The following is a 19349-nucleotide window of genomic DNA, read 5'->3' on the forward strand; positions in this document are numbered from 1 at the left end:
ATCTTGTTTGTTGGCATTGCTGCCACTGTCCGTTAAGACAGGTCGCTCACTCAAAATACTGACAGGCCACTTCTTGCGAAGCGCCTATATTTCTTTTTTGTGAACATTTGATAATTTAAGTATTCAGCGACCGAAGTCACTGGCACTTTCATCAAACGCCCACACTTATCGACTGTTAATTTTTAAAGAACTTATTCGGTACATCTTACTGCGCAGTACGAAGCGTTGTGTTCGTTGCAGCAGAGAGGTGAGATTATGCAGCGTTTCGCGTTTCTCGTCAACCTTCATTTTACCGTCACCGTCTTTTCAGACGGCCCCAACTGCTTGATTTTGTTAACCATTTCAGCGGGGAGGCGAACTATAGCAAACGGCCGCGACCCTTGGCAAGGGGGCGCCGGAATTTCTTTTCCACGTTGTCACAGCAACCAGTCGATCGGCAACCCAGACAGCACGCGCACCTGCAGCCGGCGCCACAATCCGGCACCGGGTTCGCTGCGGTAGCGCAGCTCGACGCCCTCTTTGCGTTCGATCCATTCCAGTTCGCCATCGCTTCCCAGGCGTACCTCATAAGCGCGCTCGGCGACGCCCCCGCTCATGCGCGCGTCCAGCTGGCGCGCCATGAGCGGACTGTCGATGACGAACCCCATCTCGGTGTTGAGGCGCGCCGAACGGGGATCGAAGTTGAACGAGCCGATGAACACGTGCTCATTGTCGACCGCGAAGGTCTTGGTGTGCAAACTCGAGCTGGAACTGCCGACGAAGCCTCCGCGGCGCCGGTCGTCGGCCTGCCAGGTGGCGCGCAGCTCGTACAGCTTGACGCCGGCGGCGAGCAGCGACTTGCGCGACTTGGCGTAACCGGCGTGAACCGCCGGGACGTCGGTCGCTGCGAGCGAATTGGTCAGCACCCGCACTGCAACGCCGCTCTTGGCCAGCATCGACAGCGCCGCCGTACCGGCTTCGCCGGGGACGAAATAGGACGACACCAAGTCAAGGGAATGCGCCGGCGCGCCGACCAGGTCGCGTAGTTGCGGCATCAGGCGGCTTGAATCCGGCGCCTGGCGCAGCGTCTTGGCGGGATTGTCGCTGACCAGCCGCGCCGTCGCCCACTCGAACGGCAGGCTGCGTCCCACCATCTGCGCAACAAAGCCCGAATCGCGCATCGTTACGCGGTAGGCGCGCGCTGCCGACGTTTGCTCGATCGCGGCGAGCTTGCGCGTGACGGCGGCGATGCTGGCGCTATCGGGCGCCGCCACGAGCGAACTGACCGGATAGGCCGAGGCGCTGTTCCAGTAGCGGTCGAAATCGTCGGACACCGCTTTTACCGCCGGGCCGATCGCCAGCACGTCGAGATCGGAAAACAGCAGGTCGCCGGCAGCGCCGAAATACTCGTCGCCGATATTGCGCCCGCCGACGATGGTGGCCTGGCCGTCGACAGTGAACGACTTGTTGTGCATGCGCCGGTTCAGGCGCGAAAAATCGGTCAGGAAGCCGAGGATGCGCGCGCCACGCCGCACGAACGGGTTATACAGGCGTACTTCGAAGTTGGCATGGGCGTCGAGCAGTGCCAGGGTGTCGTCGAGCCCTTCCGTGCCGTTATCGTCGAGCAGCAAGCGCACCCGCACCCCGCGATCGGCGGCCGCGCGCAGGGCGCCGAACAGCAGCGTGCCGGTAATGTCGCCGTGCCAGATGTAGGACTGCACGTCGAGGCTGCTCTGGGCCGAGTTGGCCAGCACCGCGCGCGCCGCGAAGGCGTCGCGTCCATCGGCCAGCGCGTACACGCCAGACTTGCCCGGATGGGCGGCCAGCAGCGGCGCCATAGCCTGGCCGAGCGCGGTGCCGGCCGTGTCAAGCAGTGCGCTGGAGGCGACGCGGCCGTCCTGCGGCGGCAGGTCGGCGCAGCCGGTCAGCAGCGACAACGTCAACGCCAGCGCCAGCGCCAATGATAACGACGACCCCAGGCAAGCGGCCGGCCGGCGCATGATTGCCATAGCGTGCGTCAGAGTCCGTCGAACTTGGCCGCTCGCTTGGCCAGGAAGGCTGACATGCCCTCCTTCTGGGCCGGCGTGCCGAAAGCGGCGTGGAAGTAGCGCCGCTCGTAGCGCACGCCTTCGGTCAGCGTGGTTTCAAACGCGCGGTTGACGCTGTCTTTGATCGCCATCGCCACCGTCACCGACATCGAAGCGACGACGGTGGCCGCGGCCAGCGCTTCTTCCATCAGCTTGTCGGCCGGGACCACGCGCGACACCAGGCCGGTGCGCTCGGCTTCGGCGGCGTCGATCATGCGGGCGGTCAGCAGCAGGTCCATCGCCTTGGCCTTGCCGATCGTGCGCGGCAGGCGCTGGGTACCGCCGGCGCCGGGGGTGACGCCGACCTTGATTTCAGGCTGGCCGAAGCGGGCGCTGTCAGCGGCGATCAGGAAGTCGCACATCATCGCCAGCTCGCAGCCACCGCCCAGGCAGAAGCCGGCCACCGCGCCGATCACCGGTTTGCGCACGTTGAGGATATGTTCCCAGTTGCGGCCGATGTAATTATCGGGATAGGTGTCGGCATAGGTGTATTCGGCCATCGCCGCGATGTCGGCGCCGGCCGCGAAAGCCTTTTCGCTACCGGTGAGCACGATGCATCCGATGTTTTTGTCGGCGTCGAACTTGTAGAGCGCGTCGCCCAGTTCGTTCATCATGTTGTCGTTGAGCGCGTTGAGCGCCTTCGGACGATTCAGCCGGATCACGGCAACGCGGCCGTAGGTTTCGATCAGCAAGTCTGCATATTCCATGGATTTCCCTGTTGATAGTTTTAAGAACGGGTAAGAACGAGTAATAGGACCATCTTGCAGGACCATCTTGCGCCGATTCTAGCGCGCCGCCGGTTTCGGCAGCAGCACCCATACCTGGCCGCGCTGCCTCATGAGACCGGCGCTTTCCGCCGCCTCCTTGCCGAAACCGTAGAAAAAATCGGCCCGCACCGCGCCGCGGATGGCGCCGCCGGTGTCCTGCCCCATCATCAGGCGCTGCAGCGGCACTTCGCTGCCGGCGCGCGTGGTGGCCAGCCACACCGGCGCGCCGAGCGGCAGGAACTGCGGATCGATGGCCACCGAGCGCTCTGGCGTCAGCGCCACGCCGAGCGCGCCTTTCGGGCCGATCGAAGGATCCGGCAACCGCTCCTCCCTGAAGAAAATGGTGCTCGGGTTGACGTTAAAAAGTTCCTGGCGGCGCGTGGGATGGGCGACAATCCACGCCTTGATACCCTGGGCCGTTGCCTGCGCCGCGCTCAGCTCGCCCTGCTCGACCAGCCAGCGGCCGATTGCCTTGTAGGGATGGCCGTTTTGCTCGGCATATGCCACGCGCACGGTTTCGCCGCTGTCGGCCAGCCGCACCCGGCCTGAACCTTGCACTTCCAGAAAGAAGGCCTCGACCGCGTCGTCCACCCACAGCAATTGTTTGCCGTCGATGTCGGCGCGCTCGATTTCGGCGCGGGTATTGTAGGGAATTACCTTTTTGCCGACCAGCCGGCCGCGCAGGCGCATGGCTTTCAGTTCCGGGTACACGCTACCTAGTTCCACCGTCAGCAAGTCGTCCGGCACCCGGTACAACGGGGTCTGGAAAGCGCCGCCGCGCTTGCGGGCGCCGTACAGCATCGGCTCGTAGTAACCGGTGATCAGGCCGCTGTCGTCGCCGTCAACGGCGCGCACCTGGTTTGGCACGAACCAGGACTCGAAAAACACGCGGATGGCGGCGCCATCGGCCTGGTTCACGGTTGCAGCCGCCGTGCAAGGCGCCGCCCAGTCAGTCTTGCGAACCAGCGCCTTGCACGAACCAATAAACGCCGGCCAGGCTTCGCGCAGGTCATCCTGCTGCCAGCCAGGCAACGCGCCGAAGGTGGTTGGCGTCATCAGCGACGCAGGCGCCGGCGGCAAAGGCACGGCGACCGGGCCGACCGGCGGCGGCATCATGACCGCAGGCCTCGGCTGCGGCGCCGTAGTGCAGGCGCTCAAGGCTGCAGCGACGACGGCTAGCAAAACGGGTAGACTGCGGCGTGTCGATAACATGAGGTTCTGTATGTGGCTATTATTGGTTGAAGCAGGCGTGGCGCTGTTCCTGCTGGTATTTATCGTGTGGTGGACAATGTATCAAGGCAAGCAACCCAGCCACGACGACATGCATGACGAGGTCAAAGCGCCTGAAACGCTCGACGCCCCGGCCACCAAGGCCCTGGAGCAGACCGAGCAGCCTGGCGGCCTGGAGCGTTGATCAGTGCAGCGTGCGCGGCAGCGACAGCACAAATTCCGGGATTTTCGCTTCGAACTGGTGTCCATCTTCGGCCACGCAAAAATATTCGCCGAGCATCGAGCCTTGCGGTGTCGCCAGTTGCGTGCCGCTGGTATATTCAAACTGTTCGCCGGGCTGCAGCAGCGGCTGGTGGCCGACCACGCCCAGGCCGCGCACTTCCTGGATCTGGTTGACGGCGTCGGTAATCACCCAATGGCGCGCAATGAGCTGGGCGGCGATGGTGCCGGTATTTTTGATCGTGATCGAATAGGTAAACACGTAGTTGGTGCGTGCCGGTTCGGATTGCTCCGGTAAATATTGCGTCCGGACGGAAACAGTAAACTCGTAAGCGGCCATCGGATTCCCTCAAATGAAGCTGTTATTGTTGATGCCTTGAAATTGGCCGGCGGCGTCTGGCACCGCCTTAGTGTCTATCATACATCGCACTGCAAAACCGTGAGCCGCGCAAGGGCCTGGCAGGCAAGCGCGTAAAATAGTGGCTCTTTTCCATTTCCCGATTTTTTCGCGCCCTTTTCCATGACAATGACAACATTTCGCATCGCCCCCAGCATCCTGTCCGCCGATTTCGCCCGCCTCGGCGAAGAAGTGCGCAATGTCGTCGCCGCCGGCGCCGACATCATCCACTTCGACGTCATGGACAACCATTACGTTCCAAACCTCACCATCGGACCGCTGGTATGCCACGCGATCCGCCCACACGTGCAGGTGCCGATCGACGTCCACCTGATGGTCAAGCCGGTCGACCGTATCATTCCCGATTTTGCCAAGGCGGGCGCGAACATCATCACCTTTCACCCGGAAGCGTCCGAGCATATCGACCGCACCCTGCAACTGATCCGCGACAGCGGCTGCAAGGCCGGCCTGGTATTTAATCCCGGCACGCCGATGCATTACCTGGATTACGTGATGGACAAGATCGACATGATCCTGATCATGTCGGTCAACCCGGGCTTCGGCGGCCAGTCGTTCATCGCCGAGGCACTCAAGAAGATCACCATCGCGCGCCGCATGATTGACGAGTCAGGCCGCGACATCCTGCTCGAAGTCGACGGCGGCATCAAAGTCGACAATATTCGCGCCGCCGCCGAAGCGGGCGCCGACACCTTCGTGGCCGGCTCGGCGATTTTCAGCCAGCCGGACTATAAAGAAGTGATTGACGCGATGCGCGCCGAATTGGCCAAAGTGGGGAGATAAGCTTATGCGCCACGGCTCAGGCCCCATCCGCGCGGTCATCATCGACCTTGACGGCACCATGCTCGACACGGTGCCCGATTTCCACGTCGCGATCAACCGCATGCGCGCCGAATTCGGCCTGGGGGCGATCAACCAAGAATCCATCGCCGCCATGGTTGGCAAGGGTTCAAGCAACCTGATCCGCGGCGTGCTGGCGCTCGACTTCGACGCCGCCCTCGTCGACCAGCACCATGAAGCCGCGATGCGCGCCTACCAGCGCCACTATTTGGAAATCAACGGCGACTACAGCGCCCTGTACGACGGCGTGTTGAACGGCCTCGACGCGATGCGGGCAATGGGGCTGCGCATGGCTTGCGTGACCAACAAACCGCTCGACTTTGCCGCGCCGCTGCTGGCAAAAAAGGGGTTGGCGCCGTATTTCGAAATCGTCTACGGCGGCGAGTGCCTGCCGCAAAAGAAGCCGCATCCGATGCCGCTGCTGCAGGTGTGCTCTGACTTCGCGCTGGCTCCTGGCCAGGTGGTGGCGATTGGCGACTCGTCGAACGACGCCGAAGCTGCGCGCGCGGCCGGCTGTTTCGTGCTGGTCGTCCCCTACGGTTACAACCATGGACGCCCTATACACGAAACCGATTCCGATGGTATAGTCAATACGCTGCTGGAAGCGGCAAGCACAATAGATTCGCACAACCGCGGTGGGCGCTAATTTCACGCCAATCCGCGCTAACCCGACAATAGACTACATACGCATGTTTTTCACCAAAAAACACACTGTCACCCAAACCGGCTCGATTGAGGCCTGGCTTTGGCGACGCTGGCAATCCTGGGCCAAGTAACCCGCATTGATTGCTGTCGGCTGCCCTCCTCTTTTGGGCACCGCCAGGTTTTTTGAAACCCACCGCTGTCCATTTTCCGGCGGCCTGGAGAAAAAGCATGACCGAACTCGAATTCAAGTCCCTCGCCAACCAAGGCTACAACCGCGTTCCGCTCATTTCGGAAGCGTTTGCCGACCTCGAAACCCCGCTCACGCTGTACCTGAAACTGGCCCAGACCCAGAACGCCGGCAAGAACACCTTCTTGCTCGAATCGGTGGTCGGCGGCGAGCGTTTCGGCCGCTACTCCTTTATCGGCCTGCCGGCCAATACCCTGCTGCGCACCTTCGGCTCGCGCACCGAGATCGTCAAAAACGGCAGCGTGATCGAGACGCACGACGGCAACCCGCTCGACTTCATCGAAACCTTCCAGGCCAGGTTCAAGGTCGCGCTCAGTGCCGGCCTGCCGCGGTTTTGCGGCGGCTTGGCCGGCTATTTCGGCTACGACACGGTGCGCCACATCGAGCGCAAGCTGGCCGCCACCACGCCGAAGGACGACCTCGGCCTGCCCGACATACAGTTGATGGTGACCGAGGAACTGGCGGTGATCGACAACCTGTCGGGCAAGCTGTACCTGATCGTGTATGCCGACACCACCCAACCGGAAGCGTTTTCGAAAGCGCGCCAGCGCTTGAAAGACTTGCGCATGATGCTGCGGCGCGGCGTCGACGCGCCAGTGACGTCGAGTTCGGTGCGCACCGAAGCGGTACGCGACTTCAACAAAAAAGACTACCTGAAGGCGGTCGCCCGCGCCCACGAATACGTGATGGCCGGCGACCTGATGCAGGTGCAGATCGGCCAGCGCATCCGCAAGCCCTACGTCGATTCGCCGCTGACGCTGTACCGCGCGCTGCGCTCACTCAATCCGTCGCCGTACATGTATTACTACAATTTCGGCGACATGCAGATCGTCGGCGCTTCGCCCGAAATTTTGGTGCGCAACGAAACAGCGCCCGACGGCAGCAAGAAAGTCACGTTGCGCCCGATTGCCGGCACCCGTCCGCGCGGCGCCACGCCCGAGCGCGACGCCGAATTGTCGCGCGAGCTGCTGGCCGACCCGAAAGAAATCGCCGAGCACGTAATGCTGATCGACCTGGCCCGCAACGACCTCGGGCGCATCTCCGAGATCGGCAGCGTCAAGGTCACCGAACGGCTGGTGGTCGAAAAATACTCGCACGTCCAGCACATCGTCTCGAACGTCGAAGGCAAGCTCAAAGAAGGCATGTCGAACCTGGACGTGCTGCGCGCGACCTTCCCGGCCGGGACCCTGACCGGCGCGCCGAAAGTGCGGGCGATGGAAGTGATCGACGAACTCGAGCCGACCAAGCGCGGCATTTACGGCGGCGCCTGCGGCTACCTCAGCTTCGGCGGCGAGATGGATGTGGCGATCGCGATTCGTACCGGTGTGATCAAGGACGGCATGCTGTACGTGCAGGCCGCGGCCGGCATCGTGGCCGATTCGATTGCTGAAATGGAATGGCAGGAAACCGAAAACAAGGCGCGCGCTGTGCTGCGCGCGGCCGAGCAGGTGCAAGACGGCCTGGATGGGGAGTTCTGACATGCTGCTAATGATCGACAACTACGACTCGTTCACCTACAACCTGGTGCAGTACTTCGGCGAGCTGGGCGAAGAAGTGTGCACCGTGCGCAACGACAAAATCACGCTGGCAGAAATTGGCGCGCTAAAGCCGGACCGCATCTGCATTTCGCCGGGGCCAAAGACGCCGGCGCAAGCCGGTGTCTCGGTCGACATCCTGCGCGAGTTCAAGGGCAAGCTGCCGATCCTGGGCGTATGCCTTGGCCACCAGGCGATCGGCGCGGCCTTTGGCGGCAAGGTGATCCGCGCCAAGACGGTCATGCACGGCAAGACGTCGCTGATTGCCCACACCGGCGAAGGCGTGTTCAAAGGCCTGCCGAGCCCGTTCACGGTAATCCGCTACCACTCGCTGGCGATCGAGCGCAGCTCGCTGCCGGCCTGCCTGGAGGTGACGGCGTGGACCGACGACGGCGAGATCATGGGTGTGCGCCACAAGGAGTTCGACATCGAGGGCGTGCAGTTCCACCCGGAGTCGATCCTGTCCGAGCACGGCCACGCGCTGCTGAAGAATTTTCTGGTTCGCTGACCCTTCGCTGACTCTTTTCAGGACCCACATGCCGATTACTCCGCAAGAAGCGCTGCTGCGCTGTATCGAACACCGCGAGATTTTTCACGACGAGATGCTGTACCTGTTCCGCCAGATCATGTCGGGCGAGATGTCGCCGACCATGATCGCGGCGCTGACGCTTGGCCTGCGCGTAAAGAAGGAAACCATCGGCGAGATTGCCGCCGCCGCCCAGGTGATGCGCGAATTCTCGACCAAGGTGCCGATGGCCGACACCACCAATTTACTCGACATCGTCGGCACTGGCGGCGACGGTGCCCACACCTTCAACATCTCGACGGCGTCGATGTTCGTCGCCGCCGCCGCCGGCGCGCGCGTCGCCAAGCACGGCGGGCGCAGCGTGTCGTCGTCGTCCGGCAGCGCCGACGTCATCGAGGCGCTCGGCGCCAACATCAACCTCAAACCGGAGCAGATCGCCCAGTCGATCGCGCAGACCGGCATCGGCTTCATGTTTGCGCCGAACCACCACGCGGCGATGAAATACGCGGCGCCGGTGCGGCGCGAACTGGGCGTGCGGACGATTTTCAACATCCTCGGCCCGCTGACCAATCCGGCCGGCGCGCCGAACATCCTGATGGGCGTCTTCCACGCCGACCTGGTCGGCATCCAGGTGCGCGTGCTGCAGCGCCTCGGCGCCCAGCATGCGATGGTAGTGTACGGCCGCGACAACATGGACGAAGTATCGCTCGGCGCCGCCACCCTGGTCGGCGAACTGGTGGGCGGCGAGATCCGCGAGTACGAAATTCATCCGGAGGATTTCGGCTTGCCGATGATCGCCAGCCGCAACCTGAAGGTGGCCGATGCGAGCGCATCGAAAGCGATGATGATGGCCGCGCTGAGCGGCGAAGCAGGCGCGCCGTACGACATCGTCGCGCTCAACGCCGGCACCGCCCTGTATGCGGCCGGTGTCGCCGGTTCGATCGAGGACGGCCTGGCAAAGGCGCGCGCGGCGATCGTTTCCGGCGCCGCCCTCGCCAAGCTGAACCAGTTCGTCCAGGTCACGCAACAGCTCGGGAAAAACTAGGCCAGCTTGAAGCCGGCCGTATCCCACACAAACTGAGTAAACAATCATGTCCGATATCCTCAACAAGATCCTTGCCGTCAAGGCCGACGAAGTATCGGCTGCCAAAAAATACCGCAGTCTTGCCAGCCTGCGCGGCGAAGTGGAAGCTGATGCCGGCCTGCGCGCCGGCTTGCGCGGTTTCGAAGCGAGCTTGCGCAGCAACATCGCGGCGGGGCGCGCCGGCGTGATCACCGAAGTAAAAAAAGCGTCGCCGTCGAAAGGCGTGCTGCGTGCGGATTTTCGTCCTGCAAACATTGCCGAGAGCTACGCCCGGCACGGCGCAGCCTGCCTGTCGGTGCTGACCGACGTGCAATTTTTTCAAGGATCGATCGACTACCTGCGCCAAGCGCGCGCCGCTTGTGAAATCCCGGTGCTGCGCAAGGACTTCATGATTGACATGTATCAGGTGTACGAGGCGCGCGCGATGGGCGCCGATGCTATTCTACTGATCGTGTCCGCCCTCGATCATGGCCTGATGGCCGAACTCGAAGCGTGTGCGATGGAACTTGGTATGGATGTGCTGGTCGAAGTACATGACGGAGATGAGTTGGACGCGGCCCTCAAGCTGCGTACAGCGCTCGTCGGTATCAATAACCGCAACCTGCGCACCTTCGACACCTCGCTCGATACCACGATCGGCCTGCTGCCGCGCATTCCGCCAAACAGGCTGGTAGTGACCGAGTCAGGCATCATGGGGCCGGATGACGTCAAGCGCATGCGCGACGCGAACGTGCATGCATTCCTGGTCGGCGAGGCCTTTATGCGCGCGCCTGACCCCGGTGTCGAACTGGCAAGGCTTTTCGAGTAACAGTCATGAACATCAAGCGTACTTCCAGGGCTGCCTGCGCGGCCCTGCTGGCTTCGCTCGCCGCTTGCGGCGGTGCGCCGAAGCTGGCGTCGCAAGCGCCGGCGCCGGCGCCGGCGTCACCATACGCCCGTCACACGCCGGGCGCCCCGCTGTCCGGCCAGCGCACCTCGTTCGACAACGTCGAGTCGTACAAGGCCGACGTCGCCGCACAAATCATGCGCTACAACACCGCGCATACCTTCAACGGACGGCTGCCGCCGATGTTGCCGGCAATCGTCGTACTCAGCATCACGGTCGACAAAACCGGCAATCTGACCAAACTGGCGGTGCAGCGTTCGCGCGATAGCGACGCCTCGAACGTGGCGCTGGCGTCGATGCGGCGCGCCGGGATTCTGCCCAAACCGTTCAACCTGGTCACCGGCGCCGACAGCTCGCTAACGTTTTCCGAAACCTTTTTGTTCAACGCCGATTACCGCTTTCAGCTGCGCTCCCTGGCGCCGATCCAGCATTCGGACTAGGCACCCGGCAATCACGCACTCGGGCGCGTGAGCCTGGTTTTTGGTTTCTTGTCGCTTTCAAGCACTTCCAGCGTGATCGCCGGCACCCGTTCGCCCTGCAAAATCACCTTGAATGTCATCAGCTCGTCGCGCCGGAAGGCGTGGACCTTGACGCTGTCGCCGACCCGGTAACGCCCCAGCAGCGCGTCCAGGTTGGCCGGATTGCCGGCCACCCGCAGGCGGTCGAGCGCCACCAGCACGTCGCCGGCCGACAGGCCCGCGACGTGCGCCGAGCCACCCTCGTGCACCTGCGTCAGCTTGTAGTCGCCGCCATCGCGCCCAAACGAAGCGTCGAGCGAGGGCTTGGTTTTCCTGCGCTCGTCAGTCAGCTTGATTGCGAACGGCGCGTACAGCTTCGCCAGCGGCAGGTCGTCGGTGCCGCGCACATAGCGCTCGAACAGCGGTGTCAACCTCAACCCGCTGACCTCGTCGAACAGCGCTTCGACTTCGGCTTCGGTAACGCCGCGCGCGCTTGACGCGTAAAAATCGCGGCCGAAGCGCTGCCACAGCGCCAGCATGACGTCGTCGAGCGACCTGGCGCCGTCGGTCTTGGCGCGGATGGTCAGGTCGAACATCAGCGCGACCAGCGACCCCTTGGTGTAGTAACTGACGATGGCATTCGGCGCGTTCTCGTCCTGGCGGTAGTATTTGCCCCAGGCGTCGAAGCTCGAATCGGCCACGCTTTGCTTGGTGCGGCCGCTGCCGCGCAGGACGCTGCCGATGGTCTTGGCCTGCAGTTTCAGATAGACAGCTTCGTCCAGCAGGCCGCTCCTGACCAGCAGCAGGTCGTCGTAATAGCTGGTAAAACCCTCGAACAGCCATAGCAGCGGCGTGTAGGTCTCGGCCTGCAGGTCGTACGGCGCAAACGCGGCCGGCTTGATCCGCTTGACGTTCCAGGTGTGGAAGTACTCGTGGCTGCACAGGCCGAGGAACTTCAGGTAGCCGTCGCCCGCCTCCAGCTTTTTCGGCGTGGTGGCGGTCGGCAGGTCGGCGCGCGCGCAAATGAGCGCGGTCGAGGCGCGGTGCTCGAGGCCGCCGTAGCCGTCACCCACGGCAAGCGTGAGGAAGACGTAGCGCTGCATCGGTGCACGCTTCGATTTCGGCTCGAAAAACGCGATCTGGGTTTCGCACATCGCCTTCAGGTCGGCCTGCAGGCGCGCCATGTCGAGGTTCGGCACGCGGCCGGAAATGACGATGTCGTGGGCGACGCCGTGGGCTTTAAAAGTAGCCAGCGCGAAGTCGCCCATTTCGACCGGATGGTCGATCAGCTCGTCGTAGCCGGCGGCGATATAGGTACCGAAGCCATAGCGTTTGGCGCCCAGTTCCGCCAGCGCCGTGGCGACGCGCCAGGTGGTCCCAAAGGCGTCTGGCGGGGGCCCGATGTCGACCTGGTGCGCCATCTGTTCCTGTCCCAGCACGCGCAGGAAGACGCTGGTGCCGTTGAAAAAACCGTGGTTCTGGTCGAGGTGAGCGGCGCGCACCGACAGGTCCCAGGCGTAGACTTCGTACTGCACCGTAAGCGCGCCGTCAACCGGCGCCGCGCGCCAGGTATGCTTGTCGAGCTTGACCAGCGCGACAGGCTTGCCGTCCGATTCGGCGCGGATGCGCACGATATTGCGCGAAAATTCGCGGATCATGTAGCTGCCCGGGATCCATGCCGGCAGTGCGAATACCTGCCCGTCGGCGGCCGGCAGGTCAAGCTCCAACGTGACCTCGAACAGGTGGCCGGCCAGGTCTTTCGGCACGATTGCGTAGCGGATCGCGGCGATGGCGGGCGGTTTTTCCAGGTTTGCTTTTTTCATGATCATGGTGTGCGCTGGGAGATTAATCGGTTGGGGTAAGGTCGGCCGGCCGGTCGATGTCCTGGAAAATCCCCGGGTCGTCGACGGCCACTTCGGTTACCGGATACAGCGTGAGGATGCGGCGTGCGCCTTCGTCGCCACCCAGCGCCAGCAGCTGCGGCAGGCAGGCGGCGCCGAAGCCGACCGGGTTGCCGCGCCTGCCATCTTTAATCGGCGCGGCGATGACGGCGCCGTCCGCCACAGCAATCGCCAGCACCTGGATGGTCGAACGCTTCAGGTGCGGCATGTCGCCGAGCGCGATCAGCCAGGACTGCGCCGCCGGCAGCGGATGGGACACGCAATGGCGCACAGAGTAGCTCACGCCATGCGCCAGCGATGCCCCCATGCCCTGGTCGGCCTCAAGGCAGACGGTGACGTCGCAGCCGAGCGCGCGCAGCGTTTTGGCGACGCCATCGTCTTCAGGGCGCACCACCGCGATCACTCTCGACAGCACCGCCAACAAGGTGCGTGCGCTGGCGACGGCCACCGATTCGCCGCCACCCCCTGCCAGCGGCTGCAGCAGCTTGTTGATGCTGCCGGAGGGATCGAAACGGCGGCCCCTGCCGGCGGCGAGCAAAATACCGACAGGGGTCATGGCTCAGGCGGTGAGGTCGAACGGCAGCTTGCGCAGGCGTTTGCCGGTCAGCTTGAAGATCGCGTTGGCGAACGCCGGCGCCAGCGGCGGCAAGCCCGGTTCGCCCATCCCGGTCGGCGCCTCGCCTGACGGCACGATGAACACCTCGACGTGCGGCATGTCGGGCATGCGCGCGACGACGTAGTCATTAAAATTCTGCTGCTCGACGACGCCGTCCTTGAGGGTGATGGCGGCGCCCGGCAAGGTGGTGCCGAGCGCCATCAGCACGGCGCCTTGCACCTGCGCCTCGATCGTCAGCGGATTGACGGCCAGGTTGCAGTGCACGCCGGCGGTAACGTTGTGCAGCTTCGGCACGCCCTTGGTCACCGATGCCTCGACGACGTAGGCGACAACCGAATTGAACGACTCGTGCATCGCCACGCCGAAAGCGCGGCCCGCGGCCAGCTTCTTCTTGCCATAGCCCGATTTGGCAACCGCCAGGTCGAGCGCGGCCAGGTGGCGCGTGTGCTTGGCGTTGATGATCGTCTTGCGGTACGCCACCGGGTCCATGCCGGCGACGTCGGCCGCTTCGTCGATCAGCGTCTCCATCACGAAGGCGGTATGGGTCGAACCGACCGAACGCCACCACAGCACCGGCACGTTGGCCTTGGCGGTGTGCGCGGTCAGGTTCAACGGCAGGTCGTACGGCGCGCCCATGCCTTCGACCATGGTGTTGTCGACGCCGTTTTTGACCATGAAGGCCTCGAACGGCGTGCCGGCCATGATCGACTGGCCGACGATGGCGTGGTCCCAGGCGACAATCTTGCCGTTCGCATCGAAGCCGAGGTCGGCGCGGTGCACGTGCGACGGCCGGTAATAGCCGCCTTTAATATCGTCCTCGCGGCTCCAGATCACTTTCAGCGGGCCTGTTTTGCCGGCCGCCCGGTACGCCTTGGCGACGTTGACCGCTTCAACGATGAAGTCGGAACCGGGCACCGCGCGGCGGCCGAAACCGCCACCGGCCATCATCGTGTTGACGCTCACCTGTTCGCTCTTGAGGCTTGTTGCCGCGACGACGGCGGCGTGATCGGCGCTTTGGAACTGGGTGCCGGCCCACACGGTGCAGCTGTCGGCCTTGAGGTCGACCATGCAGTTGAGCGGCTCCATCGGCGCGTGGGCCAGGTAAGGAAATTCATACACGGCCGAGATTTTTTTCGATGCCGACGCCAGTGTCGAGATGTCGGCCTCGATCGACTTGGCGCCCGGCGTTTTTGCCAGTGCAAGAAAATCGGCCATCTGCTTGGTGCTGCTGACTTTGTCGACGCGGCCGGTATCCCATTCGATCGCCAGCGCGTCGCGGCCCTGCTTTGCCGGCCAGTAGCCGTCGGCGATCACGGCCACGCCGCTAGCGCCGCGGTCAAGCGGCACTTCGAGCACGGCAATGACGCCCTGAATCGCTTTGGCCTTGCCTGCATCGAACCCGGCAACCCGGGCGCCGAACACCGGCGGCCTCGCCACCAATGCCACCTTGGTACCGGCCAGCATGAAGTCGATGCCGAACTGCTGCTTGCCATTCGACTTGACGCGCGCATCGATACGTTTGGTCGGCTTGCCGATGATGCTGAAGTTTTTAGCGTCCTTCAGCGTGATGGTTGCCGGCATTGGCTGGCGCATGGCGGCGTCGGCGAGCGAGCCGTAGCTGGCCTTCCGGCCGGCCGGCCCCATTACAAAACCTTTCGCGGTCTTGCATTGTTCGGGCTTGACTTTCCACTGGTCGGCCGCGGCGGCAACGAGCATCGCACGCGCCCGCGCGCCAATTTCGCGGTACTGCAAGTACGAGTGGGCGATGCTGCCCGAGCCGCCCGTCATCTGCATGCCGAAGGCCGGGTCCTTGTAGACGTCGGCGGCCGGCGCCAGTGCGCCGCGCATCTGCGACCAGGCGCAATCGAGCTCCTCGGCGATCAGCATCGGCAGCGACGTGTGCACGCCCTGGCCAAATTCGAGCCGGTTGACCATCACCGTCACCGTGTTGTCGGGCGCGATGCGCAGGAAGGCGTTCGGCGCGTACGTCGGCTTGGGGGCGTCGGCGGCGACGGCAAACTTGTTCGCACCGGGCATGAAAAAGCCGATGACCAGGCCGCTACCGGCTACCGCGCCGGCCTTGATGAAACCGCGGCGCGACAGGCCGCCCTCGCTTGGGCGCGCCAGCGCCTCAGGATTGATCCATTCGATACGCATGATTGATTTCCTAGGCCAGTGTCTTCGCCGCGTCCTTGATGGCCGCGCGGATTCGTTGATAAGTGCCGCAACGGCAGATGTTCCCGCTCATGGCGCCGTCGATGTCGGCGTCGCTCGGTGCCTTGTTGGTGCGCAGCAGCACCGTCGCGCTCATCACCTGGCCGCTCTGGCAGTAGCCGCATTGCGGCACGTCATGCCTGACCCATGCATCCTGCACGGCGCGGCCGACCTTGTCCGTTTCCATCGCTTCGATGGTAGTGATCTTCTTGCCGACAGCGGCCGATATCGGCGTGATGCAGGAGCGGATCGCGGCGCCGTCCAGGTGCACCGTGCAGGCGCCGCAAAGGGCCGCGCCGCAGCCGAATTTGGTGCCCGTCATGTTAAGGTTATCGCGCAGCGCCCACAGGATCGGCGTCGATGCATCCGCTTCGACCTGCATGTTGCGGCCGTTGATATTAAGTGTAACCATGTGCTGCCCTTCGCTGTGGTACCGGTTGTTGTTAAACGACTTTTTTACTTCAGGCTGGACAGTTTGGCTTCCAGCGCCTTGGTGTCGACCGCGCCCGGGATGCGGCTGCCGTCGGCAAAAAAGATCGCCGGCGTGCCCTGGATGCGCAGCTTCTGGCCGAGCGCGAGCACCTTGTCGTGTGGCGTGCTGGTGCACGACGCCGGCGCGGCAGGCGCTGCTTTGCCGGCAACCATCCAGTCATCCAGGGCCTTGACGCGATCCGGGGCGCACCAGATATTTTTCGACTTGGCGACCGAGTCTTCCGACAGGATGTTGTACAGGAAGGTGTAAATGGTGACGTTATCGATTTCCTTGAGCGTGGTCTGGCGCAGACGCTTGCAGTAGCCGCAGTTCGGGTCTTCGAACACCGCGATCACGCGTTTGCCGTCGCCCTTCACCTGCTTGAGCGCCAACTCGAGCGGCAGGTCGGAAAATTTGATCTTGCTGATCTCGTCGATGCGTTCCTTGGTCAGGTCCTGCGTCGTCTTGGCGTTGTAGATGTGGCCGATGAAAAGGTATTCGCCCTTCTTGTCGGTGTACAGGATATCGCCGGCGGCGCGCACTTCGTACAGGCCGGCGTAAGGAGTTTCCTTGACCGAGTCGATTTTTACGCCGGGGCCAAGGCGCGGCTCGACGACCTTCTTGATGTTCGCTTCGACCGGCGACTCGGCGCCGGCGCAAGCTGACATCAATACAGTTGCCAACATCAGCGCGATGTGTGATTTACCCATTGTTTCTCCGTGTTCTGTAAATATGTAGGACATATGCGTTAAAAAATAATTACTTGCCCATCGCGTGGGCCATCAGCCGACGCTTGAGCATAGGCAATTTATTCAGCAAGTTTAGTCCTAAATTGCGCACCGCGCGCACCGGCTCGAGATCGGCGCCGAACAGGCGGGCCAGGCCATCGGTGGCCAGCAGCATCAGCAAGATGTCTTCCTTGCGCGCGCGTTCATAACGCGCCAGCACGCGGTCGTCGCCGATGCTGCGGTGGCTTTCGCGCGCGGCAATCGTCTCAAGCAGCTGGGCGACGTCGGCAAAGCCCAGGTTCATGCCATGGCCGGCCAACGGATGCACCACGTGGGCGGCGTCGCCCACCAGCGCCACGCGCGGCGCGGTGATGGCGTGCGGCCGGATCAGCGCCAGCGGCACATCCTTGACCGCTTCGGGCAGCAGCGGACGCAGCGGCCCGAGCTTGTCCTCGGACAGCACCGCCAGGCGCACCGCCATTTCACTCAGCGTCTCGCGCATCAACGTATCGGCCAGCGTATCGGGCGCCGACCACACCAGCGAGACCCGGTCGCCCGGTAGCGGCAGCAGCGCGACGATGCCTTCGTGGCCGGTGAACCACTGGTGGGCGACGCCGTGGTGCGGCCTGGCGCAGCTGAAATTGGTGACCACCGCACGCTGATGATAGGAGCGGTAATCGAGGCCGATGTCGCACTGCCCACGCACCCACGACTGGCCGCCGTCGGCGCCCACCACCAGGCGCGCGTCGATGACGGCGCCGCCGTCGAGGGTCACGCTGGCGCTGTCGGCGCCTTGCTGCAGGCCGGTGGCGCGGCCTTTGACGATGTTGACGTTGGCGGCGAACTTGAGGGCGGCGTCGAGCGCCTGGTTCAGGTTGCGGTCCTCGACAATCCACGCCAGGGCGCCGGCGTGGGCGCCGAAAGCGTCGAAGGCGAGGTCGCCCGGCTGCCGGCCGTCGCCAATGACCTCCATCGATTCGACCGGCTGCACCCGGCCGGCATCGAGCGCGCCCCACACTTTCAGTGACGCCAGCAGCGTATGGGCGCTGTGATTGAGGGCATAGACCCGCACGTCCCAGGGCTGCTCGGCGCCCTGTTGCGGCGGCGCTTCGGTGGCGGCTGCGGGGACCAGCAAGGTAACGCTGTGGCCGGCCTGGGCGAACCCGAGCGCGGTGGTTTTGGCGATCGCGCCGTTGCCGACGATGCAGACGTCGCTGTCGTGGCGCGCGGTGGAGGAAGGTTGGCTGTTCATCTGAACCATTATAGCGGCTTGAAAGGCGACGGATTTGCCCGGCCAAGCAGCAATTTTTTATTAACTCGTCAGCCGGCCTTGCAAACCCGCTTGCGGGTGTCTATAATCATGCCTCTTGGCCTGGTAGCTCAGTCGGTAGAGCAGAGGATTGAAAATCCTTGTGTCGGTGGTTCGATTCCGCCCCGGGCCACCAAGAACATCGTTCACGCAACGCCAACCATCACAGGTTGGCGTTTTCGTTTGTGGAACGCGTAGTCCTCGTGTCCGGTCTATTTCCGGTCGGACCACACGGGCGGGCACCTCAGTCTTTCGATGCCAGAGGTCCTGCACTGCACTGCACTACCAGGATCTGGCGCGCAACCCCTTATGAAGATCGATTGCTGGCAATCTGGCAGTGCCCCTCCTACGCCGTAGATCATTTTCGAATTGAGGCAGCTACCCGCGCTACAGGGCCTTCGCAAGCTGGGCATCACTTACTGCCTTCGCAGCAAGTTCTGCAGCTTTATGCGTTCTTTGTGCAGCAATTTGTAAGATGATTTGTACGAGTAGTGACGGGTCAAAAACAAGACCTGATTTTTTCCCATTGCACGGCTTACATGACGGCATCCAGTCTGCAAAAGAATTGATGGCAAATTCGTCTGATCGACCCGGCTGCTGCCGAGCTTGCGAGAATCCTGTAGCGTTCGCCAGCAAATGTTCAGGCAGAAGATGGTCTACTTCCATGGTGTTCAGGTCCAAGACGCCGGAGCACATGTAGCATTTTTGTGACTGTTCAGCGTGAGGCGTACCGTGCGAAAAAGGTTGTAAACAATATAGATGCGGTCCATCATGCTGGTCATGAAGAAAAAGCCGTCCCCGCCTGATTTGACCGACCTCACCCGTGGTGAGCTTGAAGTCATTATCGTGACGTTGTGGGACCGCCTGGTGGCACTGGAAACGAAGGTCGACAAGAATTCGAGCAATTCCAGCAAGCCACCTTCTTCCGACGGACTCGTCAAGAAGACGCGCTCCTTGCGGGAGGCATCGGGCAAGCAAGCCGGTGGCCAGCTGGGCCACAAGGGAACGACGCTCAAGCGGGTCGAGCAACCGACCGAGACGCTGTTCCACCGGCTGCCAATGCAGTGCGATCAGTGCCACCATCTGCTGCCTCTGAACCAGGCGCGCGTGTCGGAACGCCGGCAGGTATTCGATGTGCCGGAGCGGGCCTTCGCCGTCGTCGAACACTGTAGCGTCGAGCTCGTTTGCCAG

At 63.1% G+C, this 19349-nt stretch carries 20 protein-coding genes and 1 tRNA gene; 10 read left to right on the forward strand and 11 right to left on the reverse strand.

What is annotated here, in order from left to right; genetic code table 11:
- Positions 1-416 precede the first annotated feature (416 nt).
- The 3 genes from CR103_RS20720 to mltA all read right to left on the reverse strand — a co-directional run bounded on the left by CR103_RS20720 (position 417) and on the right by mltA (position 4045).
- Positions 417-1979: a phospholipase D family protein gene (locus CR103_RS20720; protein ID WP_099917821.1), complete on the reverse strand. Its 1563-nt coding sequence runs from the start codon at positions 1977-1979 to the stop codon at positions 417-419.
- 17 nt (positions 1980-1996) lie between these two features.
- Positions 1997-2773 carry an enoyl-CoA hydratase gene (locus CR103_RS20725; RefSeq protein WP_099917805.1) on the reverse strand — a complete coding sequence of 259 codons (777 nt, stop codon included), beginning with the start codon at positions 2771-2773 and terminating at the stop codon, positions 1997-1999.
- Positions 2774-2851: 78 nt separating this feature from the next.
- Positions 2852-4045 carry a murein transglycosylase A gene (gene mltA / locus CR103_RS20730; protein ID WP_099917806.1) on the reverse strand — a complete coding sequence of 398 codons (1194 nt, stop codon included), beginning with the start codon at positions 4043-4045 and terminating at the stop codon, positions 2852-2854.
- Positions 4046-4055: 10 nt separating this feature from the next.
- Here mltA and CR103_RS20735 point away from each other — a divergent pair, with 10 nt between their 5' ends.
- On the forward strand, positions 4056-4247 hold the full coding sequence (locus CR103_RS20735; protein WP_099917807.1) for a hypothetical protein: 192 nt from the start codon (positions 4056-4058) through the stop codon (positions 4245-4247).
- Here the strand turns inward: CR103_RS20735 and apaG are convergent, their stop codons facing one another.
- Complete coding sequence (gene apaG, locus CR103_RS20740; protein WP_099917808.1) at positions 4248-4622, reverse strand: Co2+/Mg2+ efflux facilitator ApaG/CorD; 375 nt, start codon at positions 4620-4622, stop codon at positions 4248-4250.
- A gap of 186 nt (positions 4623-4808) precedes the next feature.
- Between apaG and rpe the strand changes: the two genes are divergently transcribed.
- The 7 genes from rpe (at position 4809) to CR103_RS20775 (ending at position 10900) form a co-directional block, all read left to right on the forward strand.
- The gene (gene rpe / locus CR103_RS20745; protein ID WP_099917809.1) at positions 4809-5480 is read left to right on the forward strand and encodes a ribulose-phosphate 3-epimerase; all 672 of its coding nucleotides are present in this window, start codon (positions 4809-4811) and stop codon (positions 5478-5480) included.
- Between the two features lie 4 nt (positions 5481-5484).
- Complete coding sequence (locus CR103_RS20750; protein WP_099917810.1) at positions 5485-6183, forward strand: phosphoglycolate phosphatase; 699 nt, start codon at positions 5485-5487, stop codon at positions 6181-6183.
- Between the two features lie 227 nt (positions 6184-6410).
- Positions 6411-7907, forward strand: coding sequence for an anthranilate synthase component I (gene trpE / locus CR103_RS20755; RefSeq protein WP_099917811.1), 1497 nt, complete (start codon positions 6411-6413; stop codon positions 7905-7907).
- A gap of 1 nt (position 7908) precedes the next feature.
- A complete protein-coding gene (locus CR103_RS20760) occupies positions 7909-8472 on the forward strand; it encodes an anthranilate synthase component II (RefSeq protein WP_099917812.1) in 564 nt (187 codons plus the stop codon).
- Positions 8473-8500: 28 nt separating this feature from the next.
- The gene (gene trpD, locus CR103_RS20765) at positions 8501-9535 is read left to right on the forward strand and encodes an anthranilate phosphoribosyltransferase (protein WP_099917813.1); all 1035 of its coding nucleotides are present in this window, start codon (positions 8501-8503) and stop codon (positions 9533-9535) included.
- 46 nt (positions 9536-9581) lie between these two features.
- Positions 9582-10382: an indole-3-glycerol phosphate synthase TrpC gene (trpC, locus tag CR103_RS20770; protein WP_099917814.1), complete on the forward strand. Its 801-nt coding sequence runs from the start codon at positions 9582-9584 to the stop codon at positions 10380-10382.
- 5 nt (positions 10383-10387) lie between these two features.
- Positions 10388-10900 carry an energy transducer TonB gene (locus tag CR103_RS20775; protein WP_099917815.1) on the forward strand — a complete coding sequence of 171 codons (513 nt, stop codon included), beginning with the start codon at positions 10388-10390 and terminating at the stop codon, positions 10898-10900.
- Between the two features lie 11 nt (positions 10901-10911).
- Here the strand turns inward: CR103_RS20775 and CR103_RS20780 are convergent, their stop codons facing one another.
- From CR103_RS20780 to CR103_RS20805, 6 genes are read right to left on the reverse strand one after another with little or no spacing between them, the layout of a single operon-like run.
- Positions 10912-12741: a M61 family metallopeptidase gene (locus tag CR103_RS20780; protein WP_099917822.1), complete on the reverse strand. Its 1830-nt coding sequence runs from the start codon at positions 12739-12741 to the stop codon at positions 10912-10914.
- Between the two features lie 22 nt (positions 12742-12763).
- Complete coding sequence (locus tag CR103_RS20785; RefSeq protein ID WP_099917816.1) at positions 12764-13375, reverse strand: nucleotidyltransferase family protein; 612 nt, start codon at positions 13373-13375, stop codon at positions 12764-12766.
- Positions 13376-13378: 3 nt separating this feature from the next.
- The gene (locus CR103_RS20790) at positions 13379-15592 is read right to left on the reverse strand and encodes a xanthine dehydrogenase family protein molybdopterin-binding subunit (protein WP_099917817.1); all 2214 of its coding nucleotides are present in this window, start codon (positions 15590-15592) and stop codon (positions 13379-13381) included.
- A 10-nt stretch (positions 15593-15602) separates the two neighbouring features.
- Positions 15603-16061, reverse strand: a complete 459-nt coding sequence (locus tag CR103_RS20795; RefSeq protein WP_099917818.1) for a (2Fe-2S)-binding protein — start codon at positions 16059-16061, stop codon at positions 15603-15605.
- A gap of 44 nt (positions 16062-16105) precedes the next feature.
- On the reverse strand, positions 16106-16831 hold the full coding sequence (locus tag CR103_RS20800) for a DsbC family protein (RefSeq protein WP_099917819.1): 726 nt from the start codon (positions 16829-16831) through the stop codon (positions 16106-16108).
- A gap of 49 nt (positions 16832-16880) precedes the next feature.
- Positions 16881-18101, reverse strand: a complete 1221-nt coding sequence (locus tag CR103_RS20805) for an FAD-dependent monooxygenase (RefSeq protein ID WP_099917820.1) — start codon at positions 18099-18101, stop codon at positions 16881-16883.
- A 117-nt stretch (positions 18102-18218) separates the two neighbouring features.
- Here CR103_RS20805 and CR103_RS20810 point away from each other — a divergent pair.
- A tRNA-Phe gene (locus CR103_RS20810) sits at positions 18219-18294 on the forward strand.
- Between the two features lie 251 nt (positions 18295-18545).
- Here CR103_RS20810 and CR103_RS22290 read toward each other — a convergent pair.
- Positions 18546-18824: a hypothetical protein gene (locus CR103_RS22290; RefSeq protein ID WP_143752694.1), complete on the reverse strand. Its 279-nt coding sequence runs from the start codon at positions 18822-18824 to the stop codon at positions 18546-18548.
- 105 nt (positions 18825-18929) lie between these two features.
- Between CR103_RS22290 and CR103_RS20815 the strand changes: the two genes are divergently transcribed.
- Positions 18930-19349 (forward strand): DUF6444 domain-containing protein (locus tag CR103_RS20815; RefSeq protein ID WP_229443740.1); only part of this gene is annotated, 420 nt, incomplete at its 3' end.

Source organism: Massilia psychrophila (assembly GCF_002760665.1).
Classification (GTDB): Bacteria; Pseudomonadota; Gammaproteobacteria; order Burkholderiales; family Burkholderiaceae_D; genus JAFCUW01.